Origin of the sequence: Streptomyces sp. Tu 2975, from assembly GCF_009832925.1 — a bacterium.
Lineage (GTDB): Bacteria > Actinomycetota > Actinomycetes > Streptomycetales > Streptomycetaceae > Streptomyces.
Map to the genome: position 1 here is coordinate 1850628 of NZ_CP047140.1, position 23520 is coordinate 1874147.

Below are 23520 nucleotides of genomic sequence, written 5' to 3' on the forward strand. Positions count from 1 at the left end.
CAGTGACTGGAAGGTGTCAACGATGCTTCCTGAAACCGTCGAAAGCTGGGGTGATTTGTACGGCAATGCGCAGGTGCCAGAAAGAGGGCCCCTACTTAACATGTAAGTAGAGGCTCTGGTGAACGGACAGGAGGTGGGACGTGAGCGGATCAGCCCCTGCGGGAGATCGTCCCCAGTTCGCGCGCGAGCCGCGCGACGGCCTCGGCGGGCGCCTGCCGCAGCGCCATCACGTCCTGCGCCACCGCCTGGACCGCCAGACTGACCTGGTCGTAGCGCGGGCTCTTGGGGCGCGGCACCGCCGACAGCACGCTCTGGCGCAGCGTCGGCAGATAGGGATGGGCCTTGATGAGCTCCGGGTCCTCGTACAGCGCGGCGCGCACCGGCGGCAGCGAGCCCTCGGTGAGCACCTGTCGCTGCACCCGCTCACTGGTGAGGTAGGCGATCAGGTCCGCGGCCGACGCCGGGTGCCGCGAGTGGGCGCTGACGGCGAGGTTGGAGCCGCCCAGCACGCTGGTACCGGGCCCGTCCGGCCCGGGCAGCGGCACGGCACCGAACTTCCCGGCCACCTTCGAGTCCTCGGCGCCCGCGTCCGCGTACACGTAGGGCCAGTTCCGCAGGAAGAGCAGCCGGCCGTCCTGGAACGCCTGCCGCGACTCCTCCTCCTTGTAGCCGAGAGCCTCCCGGGGGATCCACCCCTGGCGCACCCCGTCCGCGAGGAACGTCAGCCCGGCCCTCGCCGCGGCGGAGTCCACGGTGACCCGCTCCCCGTCGTCCCGCAGGATCGACCCGCCCGCGGAGTGCACGGCTTCCGCGACGTTGACGGTGAGCCCCTCGTAGGGCAGGAACTGGCCGGCATAACCGTCCATGCCGTACTTCGGGGCGATCGTACGGGCCTGCCGGGCCAGCTCGGCCCAGGTGCGCGGGGGCTCGACCCCCTCCCGCTCGAGGATGTCCTTGCGGTAGTAGAGCAGTCCGGCGTTGGTGACGTACGGGACCGCGAACAGCCGCCCGTCGAAGGTGGCCGTGTCGACGACCGGCCGCAGGAAGCTGTCCAGCGGGAACCGGTCGCGTTCCAGCGGGGAGATCCACCCCGCCGCGGCGAACTCCGAGGTCCACGCCACGTCGATGTTCAGTACGTCGAAGCGGTCGCTTCCGGAGCGCAGCTCGCTGGTCATCTGTGCCCGGGTCTCGTCCGCGGAGTCGGGCAGTTCGACCAGGGTGACCCGCTCGTCGGGGTGGGCGCGGTTCCAGTCGTCGAGGAGCGGCGAGAGATAGTCGGTGAGATCGCCCGCCGTCGCCAGGGTCATCGGCCCACGGCCCTGAGGGTCCACGCCGCCGGCCGGGGCGCCGAAACCGGCATACCCCGCCAGCAGCACCGCCACGACCAGGAGAGCTCTACCCGCGGCACGCATCCACCGCATAGGTTCCTCCCGGTGCACGATCCGGCTGCGTCGCCGACCATCGGGCCCTATATATACCCGTTAGGCATGGGCGATACTAGACGTCCAGGCGGACCGGAGAGGTGCCATGGGCCACATGCCCGACGCCCGGTCAACAGGAAACCACGTCAGCGGGAGAGAGGGGGGAGTGTGCGGCTGCCGCTCCTGGCACTGCTCACCCGTGGCCCGGCGCATGGATACGAGCTGAAGCAGGACCTTGAGAAGCTCCTGGGCGCCGCGTACCCTCAGCCGAACGTCGGCCAGGTCTACGTCACCCTCGGCCGCCTGGAGAAGAGCGGGCTGATCGACGGCGAGGACGTCGAGCAGTCGGGCCGGCCCAACAAGCGCACGTACCGGCTGACCGACGCCGGGCGTGAGGCGGTGCAGGCCTGGTTCGAGGAGACCACCGACGAGCCACGCGTGCGGGACGAGTTCTTCATGAAGCTCGCCCTGGCACCCGAGTCGGGGCTCGCCGACCCGGTCGCCCTGATCAACAAACAGCGGCGGCAGTACCTCAACACCATGCGGGACCTGTCGAAGCTGGCCGCCGCCGAGGACCGGGACAACCGGATCTCCCAACTGCTGATCGAGGGCGCGATGCTGCATCTGCAGGCCGACCTGGACTGGCTGGAGCGCTGTCAGGAGGAGCTGGAATGAGGCACGACGCGGCTTCCGGCGACCGCCGCGGGCACGACACGGCGCCCGTACCCGGGCCGGACACGGCCGCGGGGACGGCGGGCGACGGACCCGAGGGTGCGCCGATCGTGCGCGCGGAGGGTCTGACCAAGACGCACCACGGCGAAGGCGCGCCGGTCCACGCGGTCCGGGACGTGGACCTGACCGTCCGGCCGGGCGAGTTCGTCGCCGTCACCGGGCCCTCCGGCGCCGGGAAGTCGACACTGCTGCATCTCATCGGCGGCCTCCAGCGGCCCGACAGCGGAAAACTCTGGCTCGACGGTCAGCGCGTCGACGAGTACCGCGAGGCCCGCTGGGCGGTCCTGCGGCGGCGCAGCATCGGCGTCGTCTTCCAGTTCTTCAACCTGGTCTCCAACCTGACCGTCGCCGACAACGTCGAGCTTCCGGCGCTGCTCGCCGGCGCCTCGCCCAGGGCCGCCCGCGAGTCCCGTGCCGAACTGCTCGCCGAGCTCGGTCTCGAAGGCCGGGAGAAGTCCATGCCCGGCGAACTCTCCGGCGGCGAACAGCAGCGTGTCGCGCTGGCCCGCGCCCTGGTCAACCACCCCGCCCTGCTCCTGGCCGACGAACCGGCCGGCAGCCTCGACAGCAAGGGCACCCGCGAGGTGCTGCGGCTGCTGTCCCGTTTCCACCAGCGAGGACAGACGATCCTGATGGTCACCCACGACGCCCGGATGGCCAGCGCCGCCGACCGCGTCATCAGCTTCTTCGACGGACGGATCGCCGACGACGCTCGGCTCGGCGGCGGCCACCGCGGCCCGGCCGGCGGAGTGTCCGGCGTGCTCGAACTGAAGGAATGAGCATGCGGGCCACTCTGCGCTGGGCTCACGCCGACTTCCGCGCGCACCGCGGCGAGGCCCTCTTCGTCGTCCTGGCCAGTGCCGGGATCATCGCCTCCCTGCTGCTGGCCGGCGCACTGTTCAGCTACGCCGCCAACCCCTGGCAGCGGATCTTCAACCAGTCCCAGGGCGCCCACATCTGGTTGCAGACCCGGCCGGGCGCCGACCCGGCCGCCCTGTCCCGGCTCGACGGCGTCGAAGCCCTCTCCGGCCCCTACCGGACCGCCGCCACCACCGTCGAGTCACGCGGCGCACGGGCGGCGGTCGCGCTACGGGCGACCGCCGCCCGGCCGCCCGAGACCGCGCGGCCGCTGGTCACCTCGGGCAGCTGGCTCGCCCCGCAGGACGGTGGCGCGGCCCGCGCCGTCGTGCTGGAGAGCTCGGTCGCCCGCTCGCTGTGGGCGGAGCCCGGCGACACCGTGCGGGTCACCGGGCCGGACGGGGCCGTGCGCACCCTGCGCGTGACCGGCGTCGCCGAGGCCGCGGAACCGCCCCACCGGGCGGGCGGCGGGCCCGGGATCGGCTGGGTCCTCCCGGAAACCCTCGACGGGATCGCCTCGGGCGACACCGGCCAGAGCGTGGGTCTGCGGCTCGCGGACCCCGGCGACACCGACTTCATGGTCCAGCGGGCGGTGACCCTGCTGGGCGCCGACCGGGTCGCGCAGGTCACCAAGTGGCAGCAGGCGAGGGCGGAGGCGGGCGGCGACGACCGGCTCCTCGGCCAGTTGTTCGCCGTGTTCGGGCTCGGGGCGCTGCTGGCGGCCGCCCTCGCCGCGTCCGGGGCGATCGGCGCCCGGGTGCGAGGCCAGCTGCGGGACATCGCCGTACTCAAGGCGATCGGCTTCACACCGGGACAGGTCGTACGGGGCTTCCTCGTCCAGCACCTGGCGTTCGCCCTGCTCGGGGTGGCGCTGGGTACGACGGCCATCGCGTTCCTGGGCGCGCGGATACCGGGCCGGATCGGCGACGCCGCCGCCCTGTGGCAGGACCTGCCCGGATACACGGCGCTCATGATCGGTGTGCCGTGCGGGGCCGTCCTGCTGATCGCGGCGGCGACCGGGCTCGCGGCCTGGCGCGCCGGGCGGGTGCCGCCGGTCCCGGTGGCCCGGGCGGCCCAGCCGTCCGCGGCGCCGATGACCGCACTGGGCCGCAGGGCGCTCGGCCTGCGGATGCCGCCGGCGCTGGTGCTGGGCTGGCGCTCCGCCTTCCCGCGCCGGGGCCGCACCGCCGTCGCCGTGGGGCGGCTCGCACTGCCGCTCGTACTGATCACCGTCGCGCTGGTGGCCTGGTCGACGCTCGACCAGTTCCGCGGCCGTCCCGCGCAGATGGGCCTGCCCGCCGCCCTGACCGTACGGGCCGAGCAACCCGGCGGGCCGTCGGAGGAGGAACTGCGGCGGATCCTCGCCTCGGTTCCGGAGGTCGCAGCCGTCCATCCCGGCGCCGAGATGGCGGCCCTGGTGCCCGGGCAGACCGGGACCATCACTCTGCGCGGGCTCGGCACCGCGGAGGACCCCTATCCGTCGGCCGTGGCCGAGGGCCGGGCGGCCCGCGGACCGGACGAGGCGGTGGCCGGGCAGGGCCTCCTCGACCTGCTGGGCGTACGCGTCGGCGACTGGGTCCGGACGACCGTCGAGGGCCGGCCGCAGATCCTGCACATCGTGGGACGCAGCATCGAGCCCGAGTCCGGCGGACGGATCATCTCCACGACGGTCGACGCCCTCCAGGAACGCGACCCGGGACTGCGGCCGGACTTCCACGCGCTGGTGCTCACCGACGGATCGGACCCGCGGGCGGTGAGCTCCGCGCTCGACGGGGCGGCGGGCGGCACGCTGGAGATCCGTGAGACGCCCAACCCCGCGGACCGGCTGGAACCGGCGCGCGGTGTGATCGCGGCCTTGATCGCGGTACTGGCCCTGATCGGTCTCACCGAGCTGCTGACACTGATCGGTACCGGGGTGCGCGACCGCGGCCGGGACCTGCTCGCGCTGAAGGCGATCGGGCTGACGCCCCGGCAGATCGGCTCCGTGATCGTGACGGCCGCCGGGCTGACCGCGCTGGCGTCGGCGGTGACGGGAACGGCGCTCGGCGCACTGTTCGGCATGTGGCTGGTCGACGCCCAGGGAAGCTCGAGCGGGATGGGGGCGGGGATCGCCCATCTGCCTCCGTGGCCGGTGCTGGTGTCGGTCGTGGCCGGCGCGGTCGTCGGGGCGGTGGCCGCCGCCTCCCTGCCCGCGACGCGGACCGCCCGCCGACGGCTCGCGGACTCGCTGAGCGAGACGCTCTGAACGCGGCCGGGGGCGGGCGGAGGTCCGCCCGCCCCCGGCCGGTGGGGGGAGGGGCCCGCCGGCGGGGGGAGGGAGAACCACCGGCGGGCCAGTGACTACGGGTCAGTTGCCGTCGAAGCCTCCTTGCTGCTGGTCCTGGCCGTCCTGGTCCTGGCCCTGACCGTCCTGCTGCTGGCCTTGGCCGTCCTGGTCCTGGCCCTGACCGTCCTGCTGCTGGCCTTGGCCGTCCTGGTCCTGGTCCTGGTCCTGGTCGGCCGCGCCGCCGCCGGCGCCCGCGATGATCTCCGCGCCGACCGCGGCGAGCGCCGTCGTCACGGGCTGGAAGAACGTCTCGCCGCCCGACGTGCAGTCACCGCTGCCGCCCGAGGTCAGGCCGATCGCGGCACCGTCGCGGGTGAACAGGGCGCCGCCGCTGTCACCCGGCTCCGCGCACACGTTCGTCTGGATGAGGCCGGTGACCGTGCCCTCCGGGTAGTTCACGGTCGCGTTCAGGCCGGTGACCTGACCACTGTTCAGGCCCGTGGTGCTGCCCATGCGGAACACTTCCTGGCCGACCGCCGCGTCGTCGGCACCCACGATGTCCAGGGTCTGACCGTTGCCGAGGTCGACCGTGCCGGGGGCGTCGGTGGCGGGGTCGTCGTACGTGACGAGGGCGAAGTCGCCTTCGCCGGGGAACGTCGCCGCCTGCACCGTACCGATGGGCGCGCCGTTCGGTTCCTCGGACCACTGGTCGTCGGCGACGCCGCAGTGTCCTGCGGTGAGGAAGCCGGGTTGCCCGTCGCCCGTGGTCACGTTGAAGCCGAGGGAACAGCGTGACCCGCCGCCGAAGATGGCGTCGCCGCCCTCGAGGAAGGGCCTGAACTCGCCCGCGGACTTCTGGATCCGGGCCATTCCGGAGCCGAGCGACTTCACGGTCGACTCCAGACGGTTCCAGCCGTCGCCCGCGACCGTGCGGTCGGCCGTGACCAGGAGCTGGTTGGTCCTCGGATCGACGGCCCAGGCCGTGCCCGGGACCGCGGCCTTACGGGCCAGGGTGTCCGCCGCCGCTTTCAGCTGCCCCATGCTGTTCTCGACGGGCCGCGCGACGGCGCCGGCCTCGTTGACCTGGACGATGACGCTGTTGCTGTCACCGACGACGTTGACGACGACCTGCTGTTTCTGCGCGTCGTAGTACGCACCTGCATACGCGTCGCCGAGCTGGGGGCCCAGTTCCGAGACGAGATCCTGGGCGGCCGCGGCGCTCAGGGTTCTGGGGTCGGCCTCCGGTCCGGAACCGGAGCCGGACTGCGATGCGTTGGCGTGCGGCAGCAGCACGGCGGCTGCGGCGATGCCCACCGCCCCGGCTCCTGCAAGCACGGCCTTTCGCTTGGGTATTCGCCTGTGACTCAACTCGCCGCCTCCTGCGGGGATACGGAATCCGGTTGTCGACGACAGACCGGGGGACGCGTCCGACCGTTGATACGGATGGGGCGGGAGTTGTACTCATCGCGATCGCGAAATCGCGGACCGACTTCTCGTCAGCAGGGGGCGGGTGTACGGCTCATGAGGGCAGCCGGGCGCCGCACCTGCTGCAGTAGCGCGCGCCGGAATCCTCCGCGGGACGGTCGCACTCGGGGCAGATGCGGCCGAGCATGCAGGCCGGCTCTCCCGCAGGTGTTCCGCCGGCGGCGACCGCACCGGCACCGCCGGCCGCCTCACGGTTCGCGGTCACGTTGCCGATGGCCAGGCCCGGCCGGCGCCGGTGCGTCGTGACGTAGACCAGGCCGTCCGGCCCGGCCGCGACGGAGCGTTCCATGCCGTGCGGCAGCCAGGCCACACATCCCGGTTCGAGCTCCTGCCGCACGCCCTGGGTCACGAGCTCGCCACTGCCGTGGACCACGCAGAGCAGTACGTCGAGGTCGGGCTCGACATGACCGGGGCGCCGCGTCCCGGGCGGCAGCCGTACCAGGTTGGCGTCCAGCTGCCGGGCGGCCGGCGTCAGCCGCCAGACGGCGCCGCCGCGGTCGTCCGGTACGGCGAGCGCGTCCGCCGTCGTGGCGAGCACACCGGCCGTCAGGGGCTGCTCTGCCATGCCGTTCCTCCGGAGCACGCGGGCCAACATTCGCTCGCATGATTGCACAGTGCAATGCACGTGGTGGAACCGCGCCCGGCCGACCGGACGAACGGGCGGCCCCCGTGCGACGCACCCGGACGCGGAGCCCTGGTGACCGTACACAGAGGCACCGATCACTTACTTTTCGTAGATGATCAGATCTGTACGACAATTTACGGGTTTGACGGCTGCGGGTGTCGTACTCGTCGGCTGCGGCGCTTCCGGCAGCCCTCTCCCCACGCCGGCGTCGCCCAGCCCTGAACCGTCCGCCACCCGCGACACCGCTCCGACCATGGCACCCGGGCCCGGCGGCCACACGCCGGTGTTCATGCGCGCGAAGGCGGCAGAGGGCGCCGCCGACAGGACCGTCGCGCTCACCTTCGACGCCGACATGACCGCCGATCAGGGCCCGCGCGCCGAGCGCGGCGAACGGTTCGACAACCCCGCCCTGATCCAGGCCCTGCGCTCCTTGAAGGTGCCCTCGACCGTCTTCATGACGGGCCGCTGGGCCGACGAGTACCCCGCCCAGGCGAAGGCCATCGGCTCCGACCCGCTCTTCGAGATCGCGAACCACTCCTACAGCCACCACGCCTTCAGCTCCCCCTGCTACGGGCTCCCCGGGATCGGCGCGGAGGACATGCTCACCGATGTGCGACGGGCCTTCGCCGCGTTCGAGAAGGCCGGCGTCCGCAACGTGGTGCCCTACTTCCGCTTCCCCGGAGGCTGTTACGACGACGCTGCGCTCCGGGCCCTCGCGCCGGCCGGGGTCACCGCGGTGCAGTGGGACGTCGTCAGCGGTGACGCCTTCGCCACCGACGCGGACGCCGTCGCCGAGCAGGTGCTCGGCGGGGTGGAGCCCGGCTCGCTCGTCGTCATGCACTGCACCCGGAGCGCCGCCCCCGTCACCGAGGAGGCGGTCCGCAGGATCGTCCCGGAACTGCGCCGGCGCGGCTACCGGTTCGTCAAGGTCTCGGAACTGATGCGATAGCTGCCCGGCCGTGAGCCACCGACGGCGGCCACGGACTCCCCCGCCCCAGGCACACCACCGCGACCCCGGCACACCACGGAGGCCGATCACGTGCACACCCTGCTCCCGGTACTGTTCGCGCTCGGCGCAGCGCTCAGCAACGCGTTCGCCACCGTGCTCCAGCGCAAGGCCGCCCTCGACGTCCCCCGCTCCGAGGGCCTGCGCGCCGGTCTGATGCTCGATCTGCTGCGCCGGCCCGTCTGGCTGCTCGGCATGCTCGCCGTCGTCGTCGCGGGCCTGTGCCAGGCGGTGGCGCTCGGGACCGGGCCGCTGACGATCGTTCAGCCGCTGTTCGTGCTCGAGCTGCCGCTCGCCCTGATCCTCGCGACCATGATTCTGCACGGCAGCCTTCCGCGCGTCGGCTGGACGGCGGTGGCGGCCGTGGTGACGGGTCTCGGCGTCGCCCTCGCCGCCGCCTCACCGTCCGGCGACCGCACCTCTGTTCCTCTCGACCGCTGGATCATCGCGCTCGCCGTGTGCGGTGCGGCCGTCCTCGCGCTCACCGCCGTCGCGCTGCGCCGGCCCGAGGGCCGCGCCCGCGCGGCCTGCTTCGGCACCGCCACCGCGATCAGCTACGCACTCACCGCGGCCCTGATGAAGTCGGCTGTGCACACGCTTGACGACCACGGCATCGGCGCCTTCTTCACGGCCTGGCAGACGTACGCGTTCGCGGCGACCGGGGGGTGTGCGCTCTTCCTGCTGGAGAACGCGATGCAGGCCGGCCCGCTGGTCGCGTCGCAGCCCGCGCTCACCCTCGGCGACGCTGCGGTGAGCCTCAGCCTCGGCATGCTGCTGTACGAGGAGGACGTCCGCACCGGCTGGTGGCTGGTCCCACAGGCCCTCGGCGTGGCGCTGGTGGTGGCGGGTGTCCTCGCACTGGCCCGGATGCCGCTGGCCCGTTCCCTGGTCGCGTCCGACGAACCGGACCGGGCGGTGCCCTGACACCCCGTCAGCCGTCGTCGTCGGAAGCGCGGTCCTCGGCCGGCTTCAGTGCTTGCCGGACCGACCAGAGGACGGCCACCAGCGGCACTGCGGCGATCGCGCCCACCATCCCCGCCGCGACGGCACCGCCGACGACCGACAGCGCGACGACCACCGGATGCAGCCGGACGGCCCAGCTCATCACGAGGGGATGCAGGAGATGGCCCTCGATCTGCCCGATCACGACGATGAGCGCGACGACCACGGCCGCCGTCAGCGGCCCCTTGGTCGCCAGAGCCACCACCGCTGCCACCGCGAGAGCGACGGGGGAGCCGATGAGCGGGACGAAAGCGGCGAAGAACTCCAGCAGGGCGAGCGGCAGGGCGAGCGGGACGCCGAGAGCGAAGAGCGCGATGCCGACGAGGATCGCGTTGGTGACGGCCACCAGGAGGATGCCGTGCGTGTAGCCGGTGAAGGTCCGCCAGGCGGCCCGCCCCGCCACCGTGGCGCGCCGGCGGGCTTCCGTCGGCAACTGACCGCAGAACCAGGCCCACTGGCGGTCTCCGGAATGGATGAAGAAGACCGAGCAGAACAGTGCGAGGGCGAACACCGTCAGCACCTCGACCAGCCTGCGACCACCGCTCACCGCCTCGCTGATGACGGCGGACCGGTGGCTGGACAGCCACTGGCCGATACGGGACTGGATGTCGGTGAGCGCCTCGGGGTCGACGCGGAACGGAGGCCGCTCCAGCCAGTTCTCGATCCTTTCGATACCGGTACGGAACTCCCGCACCAGAGTCGTCCGCTCGCCCGCGACCGCCTCGCCGACCAGGGCGAGCACGCCCAGGACGACGGCGATGGTGGCGAGCAGCGAGACGGCGACGGCGAGCGGGCGCGGCAGGACGCGTGCCACCAGGTCGGCCGCCGGCCGGAGCACGGCGGTGACGACGAGGCCCAGGAAGACGGCCACGCCGATCTCGTGGAACCGACCGAGCACGGCGAAGACGCTGTAGACGGCGGCGGCGACGACGATGATCCGCCAGGCGTACGCGGCGGCCGTCCGCAGGGCTTCGGGCACCCGCGCCGGGGCTGCGGGCACTTCCGGGGGACGCTGCTGCGGTTCCGACGGCCTTGGGGGCATGCACATCGGCGTACCACCGGAAGGGCCCGGTGCCACGCTCGAGACGCCTTGTTCCCCCGAAGGCACCCCGGACCGCCCGGCCGGCAGGCAGGACACTCGGCCCGGCGGTCAGGGGCGTTCGCGGGTCACCCGGTCAGCCGGAGCAGGCCGTGCGCTCCGCCTCCCGCCACTCGCACACCGGACACAGCGTCGCGCCCTTGACCGTCTCCGGGTACTCGGTCGGCGCACGGCACAGGACGCATTCGGCGAAGGGCCCTTCGGCCGGGGTCCGCGCCTCCTGCCCTGCCGCCTCCCTCTCCGGGGTCTCGCAGTACGGCTCGTACTCGTCCATACATTCGACTCTAACTCGCGGCTCTGCCGCCGTCCGCACCCCGCAGCGGCGTCAGCACGGACGCGACGCCGGCTGCCGCGGCGGCGATCAGCGCCGCGGCGAGGAGCGGCAGCAGCGGCAGTGTCACGACGCCGTCCCGTGAGCCCGCGACCAGGCCGGCGACGGCGTACCTCGCCGGAGAGCCACTGCTGACCAGGGCCAGCAGCGCCAGCAGGACCGTCGCCGCCAGCGACCAGCCCCGCGCGTGCAGCAGCGGCCGGGTGCACAGCGCCCCGACCGCCAGTCCGAGCAGGACGCAGACGGCGCCGGCGACGAGCCCCGCCCCGGCCGCGGCCGGCCGTGGCACCGCCACCTGGTGAGCGGCGCCGGAAGGGGCACTGATCAGCGCGACGACGATCACGGCGACCGTGCCCAGGACCGCCGCGAACAGAGCGGCGGCGAGCAGTGAGGCCAGGTGCGCCCGGGGCGCCCCGGCGGCCGCCGCCGTGACGCTCCGCGCTGCCTGCGGCTCCTGCGTGGCGCAGATCCGCACGAGCCACGCGGTGACCGGGAGCAGCGCGGCGGCGGTGTAGCCGAGGGAGTCCAGGACCGGTCCGCCGCCCTGGACGCCGACGGCCAGGAAGGCACCGTAGAGCAGAACGGGCGGCAGCCAGCGCTGGGAGCGCAGCAGGAGGTCCGTGTGGTAGCGCAGAAGTGCCGTCATGCCGTCGTGCCGGTTCCTGTCGGGTGCGCTGTCGTCGCGGTCGTCGCTGCTTCCTCGGAGGCGTTCGGGGACGGTTCCCCGGCCTCTTCCAGGTGCCGGATGTGCCACGGCGGCCGGGCGGTGAGCAGCACACGCAGCAGGGCGTCGGAGTACCCGGTCGGGACGGTGAACACAGTGCCGCCGTCCTCCCCCGCGATGTGCTCCGGATCTCCCGGCAGCGCGTCGGGCGGCAGTGCGCCCGGAGGACCGACCGCCACGATCCGCGCCCACCGGGCCGGCTCCCGCCCGGCGCTCGACGGGATTCCGGCCGGCAGTTCCCCGACGCGGCCGTCCCGTACGACGAACACCGTGTCGGCCGCCCCCGTCGGCCGCCGGGGGTCGTGGTCGACGTGCACGACCGAAGCGCCCGCCGTGACCAGCTCGGCGACCGCGAGGTCGAGCTGCTCGCGCGCCGGGGTGTCGAGGCCGGTCCATGCCTCGTCGAGCACGAGCAGTTCCGGGCGGGCGAGCAGCGCCTGGGCCACGGCGACCTTCTGGCTGGTGCCCTTGGACAGCTCACCGAGAGGCGTACGGGCATAGGCCGCGGCCCCGAAGCGTTCGAGCCACTCGGCGGCCCCGGCGGCGGCCGCCCGCCGCCCCAGTCCGTGGATACGGCCCAGACGCGTGAGATAGCCGGCCGCGGTGAACGGCAGGGCGGCGGGGAAGCGTTCGGGGACGTAGGCCGTGCGGGGCCGGCCGGTGATCCGGCCCTCGGAGGGCGCGTCGATGCCGGCGAGCAGCCTCAGCAGCGTCGACTTGCCGCTCCCGTTGGCGCCCTGGACGCGGAAGAGGGTGCCCGGGCGCAGGTCGAGGTCGACCCCGCGCAGCACCCACGGTCCGCCGAGGCCGTAACGACGGCCCACCTGCCGGAGCTTCAGTTCTGTGACGCCTTCTGCGGCGTGAGCTCGCTGGGCCGGACGATGACGAAACCCTCGCCCTCCAGCTTGAGTTGCACCGCTTCGCCCGAGCCGCCGCGGATCATCGAGCCGACTGACTGCGAGCGGTGCAGCGACGTGTGCAGCTGGGCGCTCCAGCCGACGACGGCGTCCGTGTCGACGAAGACCGGCTGCTGGTGGCTGACAGGGATGACGATCGGGCTGCCGTCGCAGATGACGCCCAGTTTCCCGTAGCCGGTGAAGAGGCTGTTGAAGAGACCGCCGCCGGTCATGCCGGCGCCCTTGACCGTCTTGATCTCGTACGACAGCGTCGCGTCGAAGCAGAGCACGTTGCGGCCGTTTATCGTCAGCGCGTCGCCCTGCTCGATGTCGACGATGAAGCAGTTGGCCGCTTCGTGCGCGAACCACGCCTCGCCCTGGCCGCGCACGGCCATCAGCGGCAGGCCCTCGCCGGTGACGGCGCGCTTGAGCATGCCGCCGATCCCCTGTCCCTTGCGCTCGAACTGCAGATTGCCGCGGAAGGCGATCATCGAGCCCTGTCGCGCGTGCATCTCGCCGTTGACCGCGTACTTGATCGACTTGGCGTTCTGCAGCGTCATTCCGGGCACGGTGGCCTGCTGTGCCATGTTCTCTGTGGAGAAAAGATCGCTCTTCATGGGGTGCATCGTCGCCCGGAGGGGCCCGTTCCGCCAACAGCCCCCCGTCGGGCGGCTGGCAGACTGGCGTCGTGAGCAGCGAAGACCTCCGTGAAATCCGGTCCGACAGTCCCTTCAGGCACCGGGCAGAAGCCCGCGACGCGGCACCGCAGTTCGTCCTGCCGCTGGTGGTGCGGATGGAGAAGTCGGCGCCGCCGTCCCGCACCGACGCCCTGGAGGCCGCCGCGCGTGCGGTCCTCGAGATCCTCGCCGACGAGCGCTCCACGGGAGAGGGCGAGTGGGCGCAGGCCGTGCGGGACTGGCAGGACGCCCGTATCCGCAAGGTCGTACGCCGGGCCCGCGGCGCGGAGTGGCGCAAGGCCGGGACGCTCCCGGGCATCACGGTGACGGGCGCCGGCGGCCCCGAGGCCGGGTCCGGCGGGGCGACCGCGACGGACCCCGCGACCGGGGCGGTCCCGACCGCCGTGGCAGACACTGCGGACGCGGCCACCGGCTCCGCGTCGGCAGCCGCTCCGCCTCCGGCCGAGGTGCGGGTCTTCCCGCCGGTCCCGCTGGACGGCTGGCCGAAGGAGCTGGCCAAGCTCCAGGTGTCCGGTACGGAGCTCGACGACCTCCACCCGCCCGCCGCCCCCGACCGGAGCCGTCCCGTGCTGTGGCTGAGCCCGGAGCTGGAGATGTCCGCGGGCAAGGCCATGGCCCAGGCCGGCCACGGAGCCCAACTCGCGTGGTGGGAACTGTCGGACGCGGACCGGGAGGCATGGCGGGAATCGGGCTTCGCGCTCTTCGTGCGCACCGCGGACCCGGCGGACTGGCCGGCACTCACGAAGAGCGGGCTGCCGGTCGTGCGCGACGCGGGCTTCACGGAGATCGCCCCGGGCTCCTGCACCGTCGTGGCCGACCACCCCTCGCTGCGCGGCGGCACCGCGCCTGGCTGACCCGTCAGGACCTGCTCCGGGACGGCAAGGCTGTCGGTGCCTGCTGATATACGTGAGCCATGACCGTCTTTCGTGACTTCAACTTCAAGCTCCTCGTCGTCGAGAAGCTCATGTACTGGGACGAGACGCTGACCCCGGCGTTCAGCCTGGAGCAGCACATGCGGGCGCGCGGGGTCGAGGACCTCGCCGCCTACGTCGAGGAGAACGAGCTGGAGTACACCGTCCTGGACGAGGCCCGCACGTACTTCGAAGACCTGGACATACCCGCGGAGCTGCTCGCCACCGTGGACGAGCTGACGTTCGACGGCGGCCACCAGGTCTTCATGGAGTGCGCCCCGGTCTGGGACGGCGAGGACGACCTCTTCGACGTGCATGGTCTCGACGACCTGGACCTGCTGCCGAACCTCAAGCTCTTCACCGGGAGGCTCGAGTTGGAGCACATGGTCCCCGGCGCGCTGGAGATTCTCGCGGCCCGGGGTATCGCCGCACGCTGACGCCGGGGCGGCCCTCTGCTCAGGCCCGCCTATGAGGGCGGTGCGTGCTCCGCGGTGCGGGGGCGCACCGTCCGGCCGGGACTCGTGCGGGCCGCGCTGCGGGCCGCCGCCGAGGACGGCACGCGCAACGCCTCCATGTGCTCGGGCGCCTTTCCACTGGCCGCCACCGGGGTCCTCGACGGCCTGCGGGCCACCACCCACTGGGTCGCGGCGGACCCGCTGGCCGCCCACCCGGACATCGAGGTGGACCCGGACGTCCTGTACGTCGACAACGGGCGATTTTCACCTCGGCAGGCGCGGCTGCGGGTCTGGACCTGTGCCTGTGCCTGTGCCTGTGCCTGTGCCGGCACATGATCCGTCGCGAGTACGGCTCCGCCGCCGACGCCGCCCGCCTGTCCGTGATGCTCCTCGAGCGCGAGGGCGGCCAAGCCCGGTTCATCGTCCATGAACACGCCCCCACCCGCAGGGTTCCGCCCTGGAGCCCTTGCTCACCTGGCTCCGGGACAACCTGGGCTGCGACCTCACGCTCGCCGGCGTCGCCGAGCACACCGGCACCAGCACCCGCACCCTGAGCCACGGCTTCCGCGAGCAAACGGGCACGACCGCGGTCCAACGGCTCCACCGGGCCCGCATCCGCCGGCCCCCGCACCTTCTGCAGACCACGCCGTCGAGCGGCCGAGGTTCCGCTCCCCCACCGCCTTCCGCGACCGCTTCAAACGCACCACCGGGGTCTCGCCCCGGACCTGCCGACGCACTTTCGGCCGAGGTCCGGGGCAACCCGGCAGCGGGAGCGCCCGTCCTCGCCGGCACGGTGGCGCGCAAGCCGGAGTCAACTACTCCGATTTTCGTCCTTTTTGGGGTGGCAGACGCTACGGTGAGCCTTCACACAATCTGCACAAGGGGGGACCTTGAGCAATCCGTACACCACCACCCCGCCGGCCGGCCCCGTGCCGGCCGGGACACCGCGGCCGCTGTGGAAGATGAAGCGCACCTGGGCCGGCGGGCTGCTGATCATGGCGCTCGGCTTCGGATGCGGTGGCGCCGCCGCGTCCGACGACGCCCGGCCGGCCGTGGCGGCCGCCGAAACCAGCCCCGATCCGACCGTCACCGAGACGGTCACCGCGACGGCGACCACCACCGCGACGCCCGCCCCCAAAGCCACGGTCACCGAACCAGGGCCCACCGTGACCGTGACGGTGACCAGGACGGAGACCGCCGCTGCTTACGACAGCGGCGCCGGCGACTCCGACAGCGGCGGTGACGCGGACGTGTACTACGAGAACTGCGCCGCCGCCCGGGCCGCGGGGGCCGCGCCCGTCCGCCGGGGCGAGCCCGGCTACGGCAGCCACCTCGACCGGGACAACGACGGCACCGGCTGCGACTGGGGCTGACGGACGCACGCCCGCCCGGACCGCACCCCGAGGCGGGCACCCGTGGTCGGGCCGCACGACGGAGTCCCACGGCGGGCATCCGTTGTCGGTCCTCGCGCAGGGCCGAGACCCGTGGCGGGCACCGGTCGTCGGCGCCTTCCCCACGACCGGTCGCCCACCGCACGCGTCCTCCACCGGCACCGAACGGGCGGGCCGTTGAACAACCGGGGCCCCGGCTGCGTACTTCCTGGTACCGCCCAGTAGTTTGACCGGCTAAGTTCGACCGGCAGGCGGCCGGCGGGCTGACCGGCCATTCAGCAGGGCGGCTGGTTGCCGTGTAACGCATCGGCTCTGGAGGCACTTTGTTGCGGCGCATCAACGGAACAGCACTCATCATCGCGGCCCTGGTCGTCACGGTCGGGGCGCTCGCGTTCCCCGTGTGGTCCTACGCCGACCGTTCCGGCACCGGGCAGGACAATCTCAACGCCTCGAGCGTGGCGACCCAGTGGGGGCCGCTGTCGGCCACCGACCGCGACTTCCTGGTCAAGGTACGGCTCGCCGGCCTGTGGGAACTGCCCGCCGGGCAGCAGGCGATAGAACGCGCGCCCACCGAAGCCGTCAAGGCGGCCGGTGACCACCTCGTCGTCGGTCACACCGACCTCGACAAGCGCGCACGCAACGTGGCGGCGCAGCTGGGGGTCGAGCTGCCGAACCAGCCCACGGAGCAGCAGCAGGGCTGGCTGCGTGAACTGTCCGCCGCGCAGGGCGAGGAGTACGAGCGGAAGTTCGCACAACTCCTGCGGAACGCGCACGGCAAGGTCTTCGCGCTGATCGCCCAGGTCCGCCACACCACCCGCAACACGCTGATCCGCCAGCTCGCCTCGGACGCCAACCAGACGGTGCTCGACCACATCACGATGCTCGAGCAGACCGGCCGGGTCGACTTCGACGCCATCGCCAACGAGGCGGCGGCGGGAGCCACGGCCAGCCCGAGCGGTCCGCCGCCGCCGGACGGCAATCTGCCGCCGGCGCCGTCCGCGGCCGCCCCGACCGGGGACCAGTCGTTCACGTCCCGGCCGTCACCGCAGCCCGGCGCGCCGACCGCGGTCAACACCGACCGCCCGGCACCGCAGGAACCCGTCCCGGCAGGGTGACCGGACGGCCGTGAGCGAGGCAGGGGGTTCCGGTCCGGCCGGGCCGGAACCTCAAATCAACCTCTGAACGTCCCCTCCTTCGGGTTCACCCGCTCGTTCGGGGGCCATGACCCTGGCACGTCACACGTCGGGCGTGGAGGAGGGGACCATGGAACTCGGCATCGGAATCGGCTGGCGGCCGGAGATCGCGGACACGGTGGAGCGGCTGCCGCACCTCGACTGGGTCGAGGTCGTTGCGGAGAACGTCTGCCCCGGCCACCTGCCGCCCGCACTGCTGCGGCTGCGCTCGCGCGGCGTCCGTGTCGTCCCGCACGGCGTCTCGCTCGGACTCGGCGGCGCCGACCGCCCGTCGGAGCGGCGCCTGGCCGATCTGGCCGAGCGGGCGGAGGCACTGGACGCACCGCTGGTCACGGAGCACATCGCGTTCGTGAGGGCGGGCGGCGCGCTCACCGCCTCCTCCGTGCTGGAGGCCGGCCACCTGCTGCCCGTCCCCCGCACCTGGGACGCGCTCGCCGTGCTGTGCGAGAACGTGCGCATCGCGCAGGACTCGCTGCCGGTGCCGCTGGCGCTGGAGAACATCGCGGCGATGTTCTCCTGGCCGGACGAGGAGCTCACCGAGGGCCAGTTCCTCGCGGAGCTCGTGGAACGCACGGGGGTACGGCTGCTGATCGACGTGGCCAACCTCCACACCAACCACGTCAACCGCGGCGAGGACCCGTCGGCCGCGCTCGACGAACTGCCGGTCGAGTCGATCGCGTACGTCCATGTCGCCGGTGGCGTCGAACGCGACGGCATCTGGCACGACACGCACGCGCACCCGGTGACGCAGCCGGTCCTGGACGTCCTGTCGGACCTGCGGGCCAGGGTGAACCCGCCGGGGTGCTGCTGGAGCGCGACGACGACTTCCCGGCGAGTGCGGAGCTGGAGGGGGAACTGGCGACGATCCGGGCGACGTTGGAGGCGGCGGGCGGTCGGGCTGCGAGCACGCCTGCGGCAAGCCTGCTCTCCTCCCCGCACCGCCCCACGGCCACCGCCACCACCGCGACCGCCACCACAGCCACCACAGCCACCACAGCCACCAGCGTCGCCGCCGCCCCCACCACGGCACCATCCTCCGTCCGCCAGCACGTCGCGCTCACCCAGGCCGCACTGCTGTCCGCACTCGTCGCGGGCACGCCCGCGCCCGAGGGGTTCGACGCACGCCGGCTGCGCGTGCAGAGCCGTGCGCTCGCCGCGAAGCGCGCGGACGTCGTTGCGAAGATCGCGCCCGAACTCCCCGAGATCCTCGGGACCGGCTACCGGTCCGCCTTCCTCGCGTACGCCAAGAACCGCCCCATGCACGCCGGTTACCGCCGCGACGCGCTCGACTTCGCCGAGCATCTGCTGGCCTCGAGGCGACCGCAGGACGTCGCCGCCCGGCGAAAGCTGACCCTCTGGTGGCAGGAGCGCAGCGCCCCCCGTCCGCCGCGCGGGGCGACCCGCCTGGTCCGTGTGGCCCGTGCCGCGCTCGCGGCGAGGTGAGCGCCATGGGTCTTCTCGCGCTTGTCGTGCATCTCGCCATCGGCCTGTCGTCCCTCTTCCTGATCATCCGGGTGTCCGCCGCCCGGCCCGCCTCCCCCCTCGGCGGGGCGAACGTCCACGACGTGTACGAGGCGGCGTTCCTCGCGGGTGGCCCGGGCCGCGTCGTCGACGCCGCGCTCACCGCCCTGCACAGTGACGGGCGGATCGCCGTCGGCTGGCCCGGAGTTCTGTCCGCGATGCGGCCGGTGGCGCGGGACCCGGTGGAGCGGGCCGTCTTCTCGGTGCTCCCCTTCGCCCCGAACGGCGCGCTGCACACCGTGCGCCTCCACACGATGCGCAGCCCCGCCGTGCAGGAACTCGGTGACGTGCTCGCGGCACGCGGCCTGATGGTGCCGCCCGGCCACGGCACGGGGCTCGCCAGGTGGGGCGTGGTCCAGAGCGCGGTCTGCTTCCTCGGCCTCCCGGTGGCGTTCGTCCTCACCGTCGCCGCATTCGTCGGTGACACGTCCGGCGGGTCGGTGTCACCGTTCGTCTTCCTGCTCTTCCCGATGCTGATCACGGGCGCGCTGATCGGCTCGTTCCAGGCGGCCCGCGCCCGGCGGCGTGTCACCCCGGCGGGGCGCCGTGCGCTGCGGGCGTACCGTCTGGCGCACTCCGGTACGCAGGATCCGGCCGGCCTGGTCGCCCTGCACGGGGTGCGCGGCGTGCCGGATTTCGCTCTGCGGAGGCAGCTGGGTGCGGCGGTCAGGGTCCGCGGTGCGGCGGGAGGCGTGGCGGGTGACCCGTCGTCGTACGCACTCCCGTACGCGGGTGAGGCCGTGTGGTGCGCCGGTTCGTCCCCCGGGTCGGGAGGTGGTTCCGGCTGCGGTGGGTCCGGCGGGTCGGGCTGCGGCGGATCAGGGGGCGGTTCCTCAGGCTCCTCCTGCGGCGGCTCCTCCGGCTCCAGCTGCGGCGGGAGTTCCGGCAGCAGCTCCTGACCGGACGGCATCGGGGTCATTGGCCCCGACACCGCCGAGCGGTGCTTTACTTCACGAACCGCCCCTGCTCAAGATCCCTTTCGTCCCGTGGCCGCCGCCCGGCCGCCCCGCGCACGAAGGGAACGCGATGAGAACAGCCGCGAAGTACGGGGCCGTGGCGGGCCTCGGTTCCTTGCTCCTCACCTCCGTCGCCGTCGCCCCCGCCGGCGGCACGACGACCACCGACGCCGCCGCCCGCGGCACCGCCGTGGCCGCCGAGCGCGCCGCGGCGGCCGGCATCGACTTCGGCCGCTGCCCCGCCGCGGAGAAGCTGCCCGACACGGTCCTCTGCGGCACCGTCGAGGTCCCGCTCGACTACGCCGACCCGTCGGGCCGCCGGATCGAACTCACCGTCAGCCGGGTTCGGGCGAGCGGCGAGAAGTCACAGCGGCAGGGCGCCTTCGTCTACAACCCGGGCGGTCCCGGCGCCTCCAGCATGTCCTTCCCGCTGGCGGCCGGGCTGCCCGAGTGGAAGCGGATCGCCGGGGCGTACGACATCGTCGGCTACGCGCCCCGCGGTGTCGGCCGGTCCGCCCCGCTGTCCTGCCAGGATCCCGAGGACTTCCTCAAGGCCCCCACCCAGGCCCCGACGCACCCTTCCCTCTCCTACAAGAAGGAGCGCATCGCGCAGGCGCAGGCCTACGCGAAGGGATGCGCGGACAGGACCGGCGCGGCGCTGCGCCACTACACGTCGCTGAACAACGCCCGTGACCTGGACGTGCTGCGGGCGGCGCTCGGAGAGAAGAAGCTGACGTTCATGGGCGCCTCCTACGGCACCTACTTCGGCGCCCTGTACGCGACGATGTTCCCCTCCCATGTGCGTCGCATGGTCTTCGACTCGGCGGTCGACCCCGCCCCGAGCAGATCTGGTACCGCAACAACATGGACCAGTCGGAGGCCTTCGAGAGCCGTTGGGCCGACTTCCGTGCCTGGGTGGCGAAGCACGACAAGACGTACGGGCTCGGCGCGACGCCCGACGACGTGGCGCGCAGCTACGAGGACGTGCGTGCCCGTCTGGAGAAGGAGCCCGCCGGCGGCACGGTGGGTCCGGGTCAGCTGCACGCGGCGTTCCTGGGAGCCGGTTACTACGACGACTACTGGCCGCTGCGCGCCGGCGCGCTGTCGGAGTATCTGAAGGGCAACCCGGAGCCGCTGGTCGAACAGGCCGCGCCCGAGCCCGGGGACGCGAAGGCGGCGGAGAACGGCAACGCCGTCTACACGGCGGTCGAGTGCAACGACGCCCCATGGCCGCAGGACTGGCTCACCTGGGACCTCGACAACTCGCTGCTGGCGAAGCGCGCGCCGTTCGAGACCTGGGACAACGTATGGATGAACCTGCCGTGCGCGTTCTGGCAGGAGCCCCGGCAGCAGCCGCTGGACGTCCGTGCGGAGCCGGGGCAGCTGCCGCCGACGCTGATCCTGGCGGCGGAACGGGACGCGGCCACCCCGTACACGGGAGCGCTCGAACTTCAGCGGCGGCTGGCGGGCTCGGTCCTGGTCACGGAGGAGGACGCGGGGACGCACGGCATCGGTGGCGGCAGCAACACCTGTGTCAACAAGCACCTGGAGGACTATCTGCTGCGGGGTGAGACGCCGGTGCGGCGCGCATCGTGCGCGCCGCACCCGGAGCCCGACCCGGTGTCGCTGGACCGGCGGGCGGAGCAGCGGAAGCTGCCGCACGCCGTCTGATCTTCCGGGCCTTCTGGACGGCTGGGTATCCGCTTCGCAGAAGCGGAAACCCGGCCGTCAGGTCGTTCGCCGACGGAGGTTACGCGAGACCCGCGACGAGGTCCGCCACGTCCTTGCGGCGTCCGGTGTAGAACGGGACCTCCTCGCGGACGTGCATCCGCGCCTCGGAGGCACGCAGGTGCCGCATCAGGTCGACGATGCGGTACAGCTCGTCCGCCTCGAAGGCGAGCATCCACTCGTAGTCGCCGAGCGAGAAGGAGGCGACCGTGTTGGCGCGCACGTCCGGGTAGCCGCGGGCCATCTTGCCGTGGTCGGAGAGCATCCGGCGACGGTCCTCGTCGGGGAGCAGGTACCAGTCGTAGGAGCGCACGAAGGGGTAGACCGAGACGTAGTTGCGGGGAGTCTCGTCGGCCAGGAACGCCGGGATGTGCGACTTGTTGAACTCGGCGGGGCGGTGCAGCGCCATGTTCGACCACACCGGCTCGAGTGCGCGGCCCAGACGGGTGCGGCGGAAGCGGTTGTACGCGTCCTGGAGCTCGTCCGCGGTCTCGGCGTGCCACCAGATCATCACGTCGGCGTCGGCACGCAGCCCGGACACGTCGTACGTGCCGCGCACGGTGACGTCCTTGGCGGCGAGCTGGTCGAACAGCTCCTGGACCTCATCGGCGTAACCGGAACGGTCCTCGGGCAGCACGTCGCGCAACTTGAAGACGGACCACAGCGTGTACCGGATGACCTCGTTGAGGTCCTTGGCCTTCTTGCCTGCGTTCGGGATCTTTTCTGGCGCACTCATACGGCTATTGTCCCGCCTCCCGATCGGTGCCCCGCGCCAGGGTCGGCGTGGCGAGGATCTCGTCGGCGGCGCGCTGTCCGCTCGCGATGCAGGCCGGGATCCCCACGCCTTCGTACACGGCGCCGCAGACCCGCAGCCCCGGCAGCGCGGCGACCTCTTCGCGGATGCGGGCGACTCGGGCCAGGTGGCCCACGGGGTACTGCGGCAGGCCGCCGGTCCACCGGGTGACCTCGGTGGCGACGGGACGGGCCGTGAGCCCCACGGCCGCGCGGAGGTCCGTCAGCGAGACGTCGACGAGCTCCGCGTCCTCGCGCTCGAGGGCCTGCTCCTCGCCGTAGCGGCCGACGGAGGTCCGCAGCACGAACAGATCGCCGGCGCCCCGCGCGACCCAGCCCCACTTGTGGGAGGAGAACGTGGACGCCTTGATGGTGCGCCCGTCCACCGGCGGGACGAGGAATCCGCTGCCCGCCGGCATTCCCGCCACGTCGGCCCGCCGGAACGCCATGGTGACCAGCGCCATGGACGCGTACTCGACACGGCCGAGCTCGGCCGCGGCGGCCGGCGACTCGGCCGCCAGCAGCGCGGACGCGGACCAGGCCGGCGTCGCGAGCACCACGGCGTCGGCGTCGAGGGTCCCGCGGTCGGTGCGGACCCGCCAGCCGTCCGCGGCGCGGGTCAGGCCGAGAACGGGCGTCTCCGTGCGGATGTCGCCGCCCTGGGCGCGCACATCGTCGGCGACGGCGCCCGGCAGGGTGCCGATGCCGCCGTCGAGCCCCATGAAGACAGGCCCGCCCGTCTGCTGCCCGGCCGCCCTAGCCTGGATGTCCCGCACTCCCTCGAGCAGCGAGTCATGGGTCCTGGCCGCCTCGAAGAGCTGGGGGACGGCCGCGCGCATCGAGATGCGGTAGGCGTCGCCGGCGTAGACGCCGCCGAGCAGCGGCTCCACCAGCCGGTCGACGACCTCCCGCCCGAGGCGCTCGGCGACGTACGCGCCGACGGCCACGTCGTCGCCCACGGCGGTCGGCGCGAGGTCCTTCTCGTGCTCGATGCGGGCGAGGCCCTCCGCGGAGAGCAGCCCGGCCAGCGCCGACGCGTCGCCCGGTACTCCCATCACGTGGCCCTTCGGCATGGGCCGCAGCGCGTCACGGGTCCAGACCGCCGAGGTCGCCGTGGCCGGCGGTTCCAGCCGGTCGCCGAGACCGACCGCGCGGGCGAGGCCGGTGCCCTCGGGGCGGCGGGCGAGCATCGACTCGGCGCCCAGGTCGACCTGTACGCCCTCGATCTCGCCCGACTGCAGTTTGCCGCCGAGCCGACCGGTCGCCTCGAGGAGGGTGACGCGTACGCCGGAAGCGAGCAGCCGGTGCGCGGCGGCGAGACCGGCGATGCCGCCGCCGATGACGACGGCATGGCGCGCTTGTGTGTCCACGTTCATGGTCCAACTCTCTCAAACGCCGTTCCGAGTCCTGACCGTGACCGCTTCGGAACC

Annotated in this window: 20 protein-coding genes and 3 pseudogenes; 13 read left to right on the forward strand and 10 right to left on the reverse strand. The window is 72.9% G+C overall.

Annotated features, from left to right (window positions below; all coding sequences use genetic code 11):
* Positions 1–149: 149 nt before the first annotated feature.
* Entirely contained in the window at positions 150–1421 is a 1272-nt protein-coding gene (locus GLX30_RS08175) for an ABC transporter substrate-binding protein (RefSeq protein ID WP_159685409.1), read from the reverse strand.
* A 168-nt stretch (positions 1422–1589) separates the two neighbouring features.
* On the opposite strand from GLX30_RS08175, the gene GLX30_RS08180 reads away from it, so the two are divergent.
* From GLX30_RS08180 to GLX30_RS08190, 3 genes are read left to right on the forward strand one after another with little or no spacing between them, the layout of a single operon-like run.
* Positions 1590–2096 carry a PadR family transcriptional regulator gene (locus GLX30_RS08180; RefSeq protein WP_159685412.1) on the forward strand — a complete coding sequence of 169 codons (507 nt, stop codon included), beginning with the start codon at positions 1590–1592 and terminating at the stop codon, positions 2094–2096.
* Positions 2093–2932, forward strand: coding sequence for an ABC transporter ATP-binding protein (locus GLX30_RS08185; RefSeq protein WP_244258061.1), 840 nt, complete (start codon positions 2093–2095; stop codon positions 2930–2932). The genes GLX30_RS08180 and GLX30_RS08185 overlap by 4 nt, the downstream gene beginning before the upstream one ends.
* Before the next feature lie 2 nt (positions 2933–2934).
* The gene (locus tag GLX30_RS08190; RefSeq protein WP_159685414.1) at positions 2935–5256 is read left to right on the forward strand and encodes an ABC transporter permease; all 2322 of its coding nucleotides are present in this window, start codon (positions 2935–2937) and stop codon (positions 5254–5256) included.
* Between the two features lie 102 nt (positions 5257–5358).
* Here GLX30_RS08190 and GLX30_RS08195 read toward each other — a convergent pair whose 3' ends face one another.
* Together GLX30_RS08195 and GLX30_RS08200 are read right to left on the reverse strand one after the other, a co-directional pair.
* Entirely contained in the window at positions 5359–6645 is a 1287-nt protein-coding gene (locus GLX30_RS08195; RefSeq protein WP_159685417.1) for a S1 family peptidase, read from the reverse strand.
* Positions 6646–6796: 151 nt separating this feature from the next.
* On the reverse strand, positions 6797–7327 hold the full coding sequence (locus GLX30_RS08200; protein ID WP_159685419.1) for a hypothetical protein: 531 nt from the start codon (positions 7325–7327) through the stop codon (positions 6797–6799).
* Between the two features lie 172 nt (positions 7328–7499).
* Here GLX30_RS08200 and GLX30_RS08205 point away from each other — a divergent pair, with 172 nt between their 5' ends.
* The gene (locus GLX30_RS08205; RefSeq protein ID WP_159685422.1) at positions 7500–8336 is read left to right on the forward strand and encodes a polysaccharide deacetylase family protein; all 837 of its coding nucleotides are present in this window, start codon (positions 7500–7502) and stop codon (positions 8334–8336) included.
* Between the two features lie 90 nt (positions 8337–8426).
* Positions 8427–9317, forward strand: a complete 891-nt coding sequence (locus tag GLX30_RS08210) for a DMT family transporter (protein ID WP_159685425.1) — start codon at positions 8427–8429, stop codon at positions 9315–9317.
* 7 nt (positions 9318–9324) lie between these two features.
* Here the strand turns inward: GLX30_RS08210 and GLX30_RS08215 are convergent, their stop codons facing one another.
* The 5 genes from GLX30_RS08215 to GLX30_RS08235 form a co-directional block, all read right to left on the reverse strand.
* Entirely contained in the window at positions 9325–10443 is a 1119-nt protein-coding gene (locus GLX30_RS08215; protein ID WP_244258429.1) for an AI-2E family transporter, read from the reverse strand.
* Between the two features lie 127 nt (positions 10444–10570).
* Positions 10571–10768 carry a hypothetical protein gene (locus GLX30_RS08220; protein ID WP_159685427.1) on the reverse strand — a complete coding sequence of 66 codons (198 nt, stop codon included), beginning with the start codon at positions 10766–10768 and terminating at the stop codon, positions 10571–10573.
* Positions 10769–10778: 10 nt separating this feature from the next.
* Entirely contained in the window at positions 10779–11471 is a 693-nt protein-coding gene (locus GLX30_RS08225) for an ABC transporter (protein ID WP_159685430.1), read from the reverse strand.
* Positions 11468–12373 carry an ATP-binding cassette domain-containing protein gene (locus GLX30_RS08230; protein WP_244258062.1) on the reverse strand — a complete coding sequence of 302 codons (906 nt, stop codon included), beginning with the start codon at positions 12371–12373 and terminating at the stop codon, positions 11468–11470. The genes GLX30_RS08225 and GLX30_RS08230 overlap by 4 nt, the downstream gene beginning before the upstream one ends.
* An 11-nt stretch (positions 12374–12384) precedes the next feature.
* On the reverse strand, positions 12385–13062 hold the full coding sequence (locus GLX30_RS08235; RefSeq protein ID WP_005310477.1) for an AIM24 family protein: 678 nt from the start codon (positions 13060–13062) through the stop codon (positions 12385–12387).
* 95 nt (positions 13063–13157) lie between these two features.
* On the opposite strand from GLX30_RS08235, the gene GLX30_RS08240 reads away from it, so the two are divergent.
* From GLX30_RS08240 to GLX30_RS08275, 8 genes and pseudogenes are all read left to right on the forward strand, one after another.
* Entirely contained in the window at positions 13158–13997 is an 840-nt protein-coding gene (locus GLX30_RS08240; protein ID WP_244258430.1) for an aminoacyl-tRNA hydrolase, read from the forward strand.
* A gap of 59 nt (positions 13998–14056) precedes the next feature.
* The gene (locus tag GLX30_RS08245; protein ID WP_159685435.1) at positions 14057–14491 is read left to right on the forward strand and encodes a hypothetical protein; all 435 of its coding nucleotides are present in this window, start codon (positions 14057–14059) and stop codon (positions 14489–14491) included.
* A gap of 84 nt (positions 14492–14575) precedes the next feature.
* Positions 14576–15253, forward strand: a pseudogene (locus GLX30_RS08250) (helix-turn-helix domain-containing protein); the annotation flags it as partial.
* 146 nt (positions 15254–15399) lie between these two features.
* Positions 15400–15882, forward strand: a complete 483-nt coding sequence (locus tag GLX30_RS08255) for an excalibur calcium-binding domain-containing protein (protein WP_244258063.1) — start codon at positions 15400–15402, stop codon at positions 15880–15882.
* A 344-nt stretch (positions 15883–16226) separates the two neighbouring features.
* Positions 16227–17015, forward strand: a complete 789-nt coding sequence (locus GLX30_RS08260) for a DUF4142 domain-containing protein (RefSeq protein WP_208545389.1) — start codon at positions 16227–16229, stop codon at positions 17013–17015.
* 148 nt (positions 17016–17163) lie between these two features.
* Positions 17164–18536, forward strand: a pseudogene (locus tag GLX30_RS08265) (DUF692 domain-containing protein).
* 5 nt (positions 18537–18541) lie between these two features.
* Entirely contained in the window at positions 18542–19513 is a 972-nt protein-coding gene (locus tag GLX30_RS08270; RefSeq protein ID WP_159685440.1) for a TIGR04222 domain-containing membrane protein, read from the forward strand.
* A 127-nt stretch (positions 19514–19640) separates the two neighbouring features.
* Positions 19641–21241: pseudogene (locus GLX30_RS08275) on the forward strand (alpha/beta hydrolase).
* Positions 21242–21320: 79 nt separating this feature from the next.
* On the opposite strand, the gene hemQ reads toward GLX30_RS08275, so the two are convergent.
* Positions 21321–22034, reverse strand: coding sequence for a hydrogen peroxide-dependent heme synthase (hemQ, locus tag GLX30_RS08280; protein ID WP_159685443.1), 714 nt, complete (start codon positions 22032–22034; stop codon positions 21321–21323).
* A gap of 4 nt (positions 22035–22038) precedes the next feature.
* Complete coding sequence (gene hemG, locus GLX30_RS08285; protein WP_159685445.1) at positions 22039–23466, reverse strand: protoporphyrinogen oxidase; 1428 nt, start codon at positions 23464–23466, stop codon at positions 22039–22041.
* Positions 23467–23520 lie beyond the last annotated feature (54 nt).